The following is an 8,121-nucleotide window of genomic DNA, read 5'->3' as shown; positions in this document are numbered from 1 at the left end:
CGGCCGCCAGCAGCGCCAGTCCCATCATCGCCCCGGCCGCGATCAGTCCGATCATCGTCATCGCATCCTCCTGTCCGTTCTGCCGGGCGGGGCTAGAGCCCGGCCGCGGCGAAAGTGTCGCATTGCTCCATCCGCCCCGAGCGGAAGCCGCGCATCAGCCATTCCTGCCGCTGCGCCGCGCTGCCATGGGTGAAGCTGTCGGGCATCGGCGTCCGCCCGGCGCTGGCCTGCAGCGCATCGTCGCCGACGGCGGCGGCGGCGCGCATCGCCTCTTCCAGGTCGCCTGCTTCCAGGGTTCCGAAACGGTCCTGCGCATGACGCGCCCAGATCCCGGCATAGCAATCGGCCTGAAGCTCGGTCAGCACCGACAGCGCGTTCGAATCGCGTTCGCTGATGCGGCCGCGCAGGCTGTTCACCCGTCCCAGCGTCCCGGTCAGGTTCTGGACATGGTGGCCGACCTCATGCGCGATCACATAGGCGGCCGCGAAATCGCCGCCCGCGCCCATGCGCTCCGCCATCATGTCGAAGAAATCCGTGTCCAGATAGACGCGGCGGTCGCCGGGGCAGTAGAACGGCCCCATCGCCGAGGACGCCCCGCCGCAGGCCGACTGAACCGCGCCGCGGAACAGCACCAGCGTCGGATCCGCATAGTCGATCCCCGCCTGGTCGCGCAGCACCGGCGCCCAGACCTCCTCGGTATCGGCCAGCACGACCGAGACGAATTCGCCGTATTCCTGGTCCGCCTGGGTCAGCGGCGCGCCTTGGCCGGGCTGGCCCTGGTCCAGTTCGCGCATGATCGGGGTGATGTCGACCCCGAAGAAATAGCCGACCGCCAGCACCATCAGCATGCCGACCACGCCGACGCCCCCTGCCCCGGCGGCGCCCATGCCGCGCCGATCCTCGATATTGCTGCTGCCGCGCCGGCCCCGCCATTTCATCGCCGCACCCCTTCACCACGCCCTCGCTGAGGAGGAACCCCGCCGGGGGCCGCCGGTTCCCGCGCCGCGCGGATCGGAAAACAGGCCCCCCTTGCTCGCGGATGATCACAGCGCCGCGACGGAAGCGCAAGGGCGCTTGACGCGCGCCGCGCGTCGCCGCATCCAGAACGTCGGGTCACAACGGGGCGTCGGGAAATGCCTGGCGCGAAAGGGCCTTGTCCCCTCCCCGGCCATGGGGACGGGCCAGCATGACAGGACCGGCATGGACGGAAAACAGCTTTCACTTCTGGCCGGCGCGGGCTCGGCCGCGCTGCTGATCGCCGCGCTGGGGTTCCAGGCGGCGGGATACGCCCCCTGCGAGCTGTGCATCCTGCAGCGCTGGCCGCATCTGGCGGCGGTCGTCATCGCCGGGCTGGCCTGGCTGACCGGGCGGGTGCGGGCCTTCGCGCTGCTGGGCATGGCCGCGGCGGGCGTGGCGGCGGGGCTGGCGATCTATCACACCGGGGTCGAGCTGCAGGTCTGGGCCGGACCCGCGCATTGCGCGGGCGGGGTCGGCGACCTGGCCACGATGTCCACGGCGGAACTGATGTCGCGGCTGCAATCGGCCCCCGTCGTGCGCTGCGACGAGGTCGCCTGGAGCCTGTTCGGCATCAGCATGGCGGGCTGGAACGCGATCTTCTCGGCCGGGCTGGCCGGGCTGTGGGGGATCGCCGCGAAACGCGGCGCCTGAGGGGCCCTGGAAGGCGCCCCCGCGATTGCCCCCAGCGGGCGTGTCGGCTATACCGAAACCCAACAAGATGTTGAGGAATTCCCGTGGCTGACACCCCCGAAGACGATTTTCCGGAAACCCCTGAAACGGGCGACGAAAACGGCGCCGCGCCGCGATCGGTGATGGCCCATGACGGGCCGGTCATCGACATCTCCAGCGAGATGCGCACGTCCTATCTGGATTACGCGATGTCGGTCATCGTCAGCCGCGCGATCCCGGACCTGCGCGACGGGCTGAAGCCGGTGCATCGCCGCATCCTCTATGCGATGAACGAGACCGGCAACACCCATGACAAGCCCTATCGCAAATCGGCCCGGCCGGTGGGCGACGTGATGGGGAAATACCACCCGCATGGCGACAGCGCGATCTATGACGCCCTGGTGCGGATGGCGCAGGATTTTTCCATGTCGCTGCCGCTGCTGGACGGCCAGGGCAATTTCGGCAGCATGGATGGCGATCCCCCGGCGGCGATGCGCTATACCGAGGTGCGGATGGACAAGCCCGCCGCCTATCTGATGATGGATATCGACAAGGACACGGTCGATTTCCAGGACAACTATGACGGCAAGGACCGCGAGCCCACGGTCCTGCCCGCGCGTTTCCCCAACATGCTGGTCAACGGCGCGGGCGGCATCGCCGTCGGCATGGCGACCAACATCCCGCCGCACAACCTGGGCGAGGTCGTCGACGCCACGCTGGCGCTGATCGAGAACCCGGACCTGCCGACCGAGCGGCTGCTGGAGATCATCCCCGGCCCCGACTTCCCCACCGGCGCGATGATCCTGGGCCGCTCGGGCGCGAGGAAGGCCTATCTGGAGGGGCGCGGCAGCGTCATCATCCGCGCCAGGACCCATATCGAGGAGCCGCGCAAGGACCGCTTCGCCATCGTCATCGACGAGATCCCCTATCAGGTGAACAAGGCCACGCTGATCGAGCGGATCGCCGAGCTGGCCAAGGAGAAGCGGGTCGAGGGCATCGCCTCGGTCCAGGACGAATCCGACCGCCACGGCATCCGCGTCGTCATCGAGCTGAAGCGCGACGCCACGCCCGACGTGGTGCTGAACCAGCTGTTCCGCTTCACCGCCATGCAGACCAGCTTCGGCTGCAACATGCTGGCGCTGAACGGCGGCCGGCCGGAACAGCTGACGCTGCGGGATTTCCTGACCCATTTCCTGACCTTCCGCGAAGAGGTCGTCGCCCGCCGCACCGCCTATGAGCTGCGCCGGGCGCGCGAGCGCAGCCATGTGCTGTGCGGCCTGGCCGTGGCGGTCAGCAATGTCGACGAGGTCGTCGCCACGATCCGCAGCAGCGCGGACGCCGCCGAGGCGCGCCAGCGGCTGATGGAGCGGCGCTGGCCCGCCCACGAGATCCTGGAATATCTGCGGCTGATCGACGATCCCCGCCATCCGGTCAACGAGGACGGCACCTACAACCTGTCGGAAACCCAGGCCCGCGCCATCCTGGAGCTGCGCCTGCAGCGGCTGACCCAGCTTGGCGTGCTGGAAGTCACCGACGAGCTGCAGCAGCTGGCCGATGCGATCCGCGACTATCTGGCGATCCTCGCCTCGCACGAGCGGATCCTGGGCATCATCAGCGCCGAGCTCCGCGAGGTGAAGGAGCTGTTCGCCGTGCCGCGCCGCACCGAGATCACCGACTGGTCCGGCGACATGGAGGACGAGGACCTGATCGAGCGCGAGGACATGGTCGTGACCATCACCTCGGGCGGCTATATCAAGCGCACCGCCCTGGCCGAGTTCCGCAGCCAGCGGCGCGGCGGCAAGGGCCTGTCGGGCATGGCCACCAAGGAAGACGACGTCGTCACCACGCTTTTCGTCGCCAATACCCATACCGAGCTGCTGTTCTTCACCACCGACGGCATGGTCTACCGGCTGAAGACCTGGCGGCTGCCGCTTGGCGGGCGCACCGCCAAGGGCAAGGCCATCGTCAACATCCTGCCGATCGAGCCGGGCGTGTCGATCGCCGCGCTGCTGCCGATGGACGCGCCCGAGGCGGAATGGGCCAATTACCAGGTCGTCTTCGCCACCGACCAGGGCGACGTGCGCCGCAACGCGCTGTCGGACTTCACCAACATCATGCGCAACGGCAAGATCGCCATGAAGCTGCCCGAGGGCGTCAGCCTGATCGGCGTGCGCATGGCGACGACCGATGACGACGTGATGCTGCTGACCGCCCAGGGCCGCGCGATCCGCTTCCCGACGACGGCGGTGCGGGTCTTCAAGGGCCGCGATTCGACCGGCGTGCGCGGCATCCGCCTGGCGACGGGCGACCGCGTGGTCAGCATGGCCGTGATCCGCCATTTCGAGGCCGATCCGGCCGAGCGCGCCGCCTATCTGAAGATGCGGCGCGCCGTGGCCGGCGCCCTGGACGACGGGGCCGAGCCCGACGAGGACGAGGAGGCCGTGGCCGAGGGCAGCGTCACCCCGGCCCGCTATGCCGAGATGTCGGCGGCCGAGGACCTGATCCTGACCATCACCGCCAAGGGGGCGGGCAAGATCAGCTCCAGCCACGACTATCCGGTGCGGGGGCGCGGCGGCCAGGGCGTGATGGCGATGGACAAGGCGATGCGCGGCGGGCCGCTGGTCGCCAGCTTCCCGGTGGACATGGACGACCAGATCATGCTGGCCACCTCGACCGGCCAGTCGATCCGGGTGCCGGTGGACGGCATCAGCTTCCGCTCGCGCAGCGCGGGCGGGGTGCGGGTCTTCAACACCAGCAACGGCGAGATCGTCGTCTCGGTCGCGCGTATCGCCGAGCAGGGCGAGATGGCCGAGGAGCGCGACGGCGAGGAATGAGACCGGCGGGCCGGTGGCGGGGCGCCCGCCCCCCGGCCCACCCCCAGAAACGGAGACGGGCAGCTTGGATCAGCCGCAAGACAAGGTTCTGCGAGAACGGCTCCAGACGGGTTTTCTGGGCATCATCGCCTTCGCGCTGATCCTGTTCATGCTGGTCCAGGCACGCTTCATCCTGATTTCGCTGGCCATCGCGATCATCCTGTTCTCGCTGACCTCGGACGCGATCTGGGCGATCTCGACCCGGCTGAAGGTGCCGCACTGGCTGGCCACGACGCTGGCGCTGATCGGCATCGCGCTGGGGCTGCTGTGGATCTCGACCACCATCGTCGCGCAGGTGAACGAGGTGGTCCTGACCGCCATCGCCTATGCCGAACGCGCGCAGGAATCGCTGCCGGTGCTGACCGAATGGCTGGGTCCCGAGGCGCAGGAGCGCGTCATGACCTTCATCAGCGGCTTCAACATCCCCGGCTGGATCCGGTCGCTGGCCGGGCAGGCCTCGGGGATCCTGTCGGGCAGCGTCCTGGTCATCCTGTTCGTCGGCTTCATGTTCGCCGAGCGGGTCTGGTTTTCCACCAAGATCGAGCGGCTGGCCAAGGACAGCGAGGATGCCCGCCAGGTGCAGGAGATCATCGGCTCGATCATGCACCGGGTGAACCGCTATCTGGTGGTGAAGGCCGGGGTCAGCGCGGTCACGGCGCTGTTCATCTGGGCGATCTTCAAGCTGGCCGGGCTGGAGCTGGCCGGGCCGGTCGCGCTGCTGACCTTCGTGCTGAACTTCATCCCGTCGGTCGGCTCGATCGTGGCGACGGTGGTGGCGGCGCTTTTGGCCTTCGTGCTCAGCGGCGACACGACGCTGACGCTGATCGTCGCCGCGGCCTGCACCGCGACGCAGTTCATCATCGGCAATATCATCGACCCGATGCTGCTGGGCCAGACCCTGCGCATGTCCAGCTTCGGCATCATCCTCAGCCTGGCCTTCTGGGGCGCGGTCTGGGGCATCGCGGGCATGTTCCTGGCGGTGCCGATCATGGTCGCGATGATGATCGTCTGCGCCCATATCCCCTGGCTGCGCCCGGTCGCGGTGATGCTGTCGCGCGAGGGGCTGCCCGATGACGGCAGCGGCGACGAGAAGAAGGGCGACCGCCCCCGCGCCGCCTGAGCCCCCGCCGCGCCTACCTGCCCGCCTCTTCCTCGCCCTCGTCGGGGGCCACGATCATCGCCTGCGTCGCCGCGGCGGCGGTATCCTCGCCCTCGGGCGCATCCTCGGCCCCGGGCGGCCTGGGCCAGACGTCGCGGGCGGTGAAGGGCAGGCCGATGCCTTCCTCGGCAAAGCGCTCGACGATGCGGTGATAGACTTCCGAGGTCACGCCCATCCCCTCGGCCACGTCGGACAGCACCGCGCGGATCTCGAAATTCATCGCATCGACCGTGATGCCCCGGAACAGGACCGAGGGCGCGGGGTCGATGGTGACGATGGGCTGGTCCTCGATGATCTCCATCAGGATGCTGGCGACCTTGCGGGTGTCGCTGGTCGGCGCGACGCCCACCGGCAGGATGATCCGCCCCATCTTGTTGTGCCGCGTCCAGTTCGTCACCGGCTGGCTGATCAGGTCGCTGTTCGGGACGATCACCTCGGTGCGGTCGAAGGTCTCGACCTGGGTCGAGCGGACCGAGATGCGCTTGACCACGCCCAGGTCGCCATTGCCGGTGCTGATCCAGTCGCCGACGCTGATCGGCCGCTCGATCAGCAGGATGATGCCCGAGACGAAGTTCGACACGATGTTTTGCAGGCCGAAACCGATACCGACCGACAGCGCACCGGCGACGAAGGCGATCGAGGACAGGTCGATCCCGGCCGAGGTGATGGCCAGCAGCGCCGCGATGACGATCCCCACATAGCCCAGCCCGGCGACGACGGCGTTCTGCCCGCCCGGATCCAGCCGGGTCTTGGGCAGGATCGAGCCGCGGAACGCGCCCTGCACGGCGCGGGTCACGACATAGCCGATGGCGAAGATGATCAGGAAGGTCAGCACCGATCCCGGCGACAGCCGCACCCCGCCAAGGCTGACGCCCTGCTGGAAGCTGCTCCAGCGGTCGATCAGGTCGGCCTGGCGGGCGCCCCAGATGACCATGAAGACCGGTACCGACATCAGGATCAGCCCGAAGCCGATCAGCAGCGGCGCCAGCCCCTCGCGCGCGCCCTCCTCGCCGCGCTTCACCATGTTGAAGACGTCGGCGATGAAGTCCTGAAGCGCGACCAGCAGCAGGGCCAGCATCAGCGACAGCGACCAGGGCCAGACCAGCAGATTGGCCAGGTTGATGAAGCCCAGCAGCGACAAGAGCAGCGCCAGCACCACGATGGGCCGGGTGACATAGCCCAGCACCGACAGCACGCGATAGCGGAAGGACGGATCGTCAGGCTCGGCCCATTGGCGCATCCGGCGCAGGACATTGCCCAGGCGGAACAGCGCGAAGCCCGCCACGGCGATCAGCACGAAATGCCAGACCGAGATGGCGCCCTCGCCGAATTCCATCGGCACGCGCGTATCGGGATCGCCGGCCCGCCAGTAGACGCCGGTCAGCGGCATCATCGCATAGGACAGGATGTGGCGCAGCGCGAAGGCCACCGCCAGCAGGTCGACCATGCGCCGGGCCGTGTTGCGGGCGTCTTCCGGCATGGTCAGGGTCTGATAGGCGATGGCCCGGCGCGGGAACATCACCCGCGCCAGCCAGATCCCGCCGAACAGGATCAGCCCGGCGCGCGGCAGGGCGTCCAGGAAGGGCGTGGTCCATTCGCCGAAAAGATGCGTGGCCTTCAGCGCGCTGACCGCCAGATAGACGCCGATCACCGGGATCGCGATCTGCCCCAGCGACACCACGAAGGCGACCACCGCCCGCGAATGGTCCGAGGCCCGCGCCGACATGCGCGAGGGCAGCGAGCGCACCCAGGCCCGCCCCGCCGTCAGCATCACCAGCGCCGCGACCAGATAGGCCAGCACATGCGGCAGGCGCGGCTGCAGCTGTTCCCATGTGCCGCGCTCGGCGAAACGCTGGCTGAACTCGGTCGAGATGGCCTCGCTCAGCGCGGCGCCCTGGGCGCCGGCCTCGACCCAGTTGCCGGGCAGCAGCGGCGAGGGCGACTGGCGCGCCAGCGTCGTGGCCTGCCGGTCGGCGATGATGCCGGCGATCTGGTTGGTGATGGAATCGGCCCGGCTGTGGGCCTCGATGGCGGCCAGCCGCGGCGCCTGCAGCGTCGACAGCTGCTCGTTCAGGTCGGCGCGGCGGGTGGCGATCTCGGGGTCCTCGGACTGGCCCTCGCCGGGCGGATCGCCAAGCGCCGCGATCTGGTCCTGCACCGCCTTGATGCGGTTGGCGTTGATGCCCTGCGCATCCTGGAACTGGCGCCGCCAGTCGGCGATCTCGGCCCGCGTGCGGTTCAGGTCCTCGTCGCTGGCGTCGCGATTGTCGATCAGCGCCTCGGCCCGGCTGGCCACGCGCTCCCACACGTCATAGTCGGGGGCGCTGATCTCCTGGGCGGCAAGCGGGGCCGCCAGAAGGGTCAGCACCATCAGGATGACGGCCAGGAACGCGCGTGCCATGA

The 8,121-nt window shown here is 68.9% G+C and carries 5 protein-coding genes; 3 read left to right on the top strand and 2 right to left on the bottom strand.

What is annotated here, in order from left to right; all coding sequences use genetic code 11:
* Positions 1-92 precede the first annotated feature (92 nt).
* A complete protein-coding gene (gene ypfJ, locus C9E82_RS19475) occupies positions 93-938 on the bottom strand; it encodes a KPN_02809 family neutral zinc metallopeptidase (RefSeq protein ID WP_119900455.1) in 846 nt (281 codons plus the stop codon).
* Between the two features lie 262 nt (positions 939-1,200).
* Between ypfJ and C9E82_RS19470 the strand changes: the two genes are divergently transcribed.
* The 3 genes from C9E82_RS19470 (at position 1,201) to C9E82_RS19460 (ending at position 5,679) form a co-directional block, all read left to right on the top strand.
* On the top strand, positions 1,201-1,668 hold the full coding sequence (locus C9E82_RS19470) for a disulfide bond formation protein B (RefSeq protein ID WP_119900456.1): 468 nt from the start codon (positions 1,201-1,203) through the stop codon (positions 1,666-1,668).
* 83 nt (positions 1,669-1,751) lie between these two features.
* Positions 1,752-4,520, top strand: coding sequence for a DNA gyrase subunit A (gyrA, locus tag C9E82_RS19465; RefSeq protein ID WP_420849859.1), 2,769 nt, complete (start codon positions 1,752-1,754; stop codon positions 4,518-4,520).
* Positions 4,521-4,584: 64 nt separating this feature from the next.
* Complete coding sequence (locus tag C9E82_RS19460; protein ID WP_240643664.1) at positions 4,585-5,679, top strand: AI-2E family transporter; 1,095 nt, start codon at positions 4,585-4,587, stop codon at positions 5,677-5,679.
* 13 nt (positions 5,680-5,692) lie between these two features.
* Here C9E82_RS19460 and C9E82_RS19455 read toward each other — a convergent pair whose 3' ends face one another.
* Positions 5,693-8,119, bottom strand: a complete 2,427-nt coding sequence (locus C9E82_RS19455) for a DUF3772 domain-containing protein (protein ID WP_119900458.1) — start codon at positions 8,117-8,119, stop codon at positions 5,693-5,695.
* Positions 8,120-8,121: the final 2 nt, after the last annotated feature.

This window comes from Paracoccus sigandri, from assembly GCF_003709565.1.
GTDB classification, from domain to species: domain Bacteria; phylum Pseudomonadota; class Alphaproteobacteria; order Rhodobacterales; family Rhodobacteraceae; genus Paracoccus; species Paracoccus siganidrum.
Note: the sequence above shows the minus strand (reverse complement) of the source record. Positions and strands in the feature narration are given on the sequence as shown.

Coding starts and splice junctions, on each gene's coding strand:
- C9E82_RS19470 (WP_119900456.1), top strand. CDS start 1,201: ATGGACGGAAAACAGCTTTCACTTCTGGCCGGCGCGGGCTCGGCCGCG.
- ypfJ (WP_119900455.1), bottom strand. CDS start 938: ATGAAATGGCGGGGCCGGCGCGGCAGCAGCAATATCGAGGATCGGCGC.
- C9E82_RS19455 (WP_119900458.1), bottom strand. CDS start 8,119: ATGGCACGCGCGTTCCTGGCCGTCATCCTGATGGTGCTGACCCTTCTG.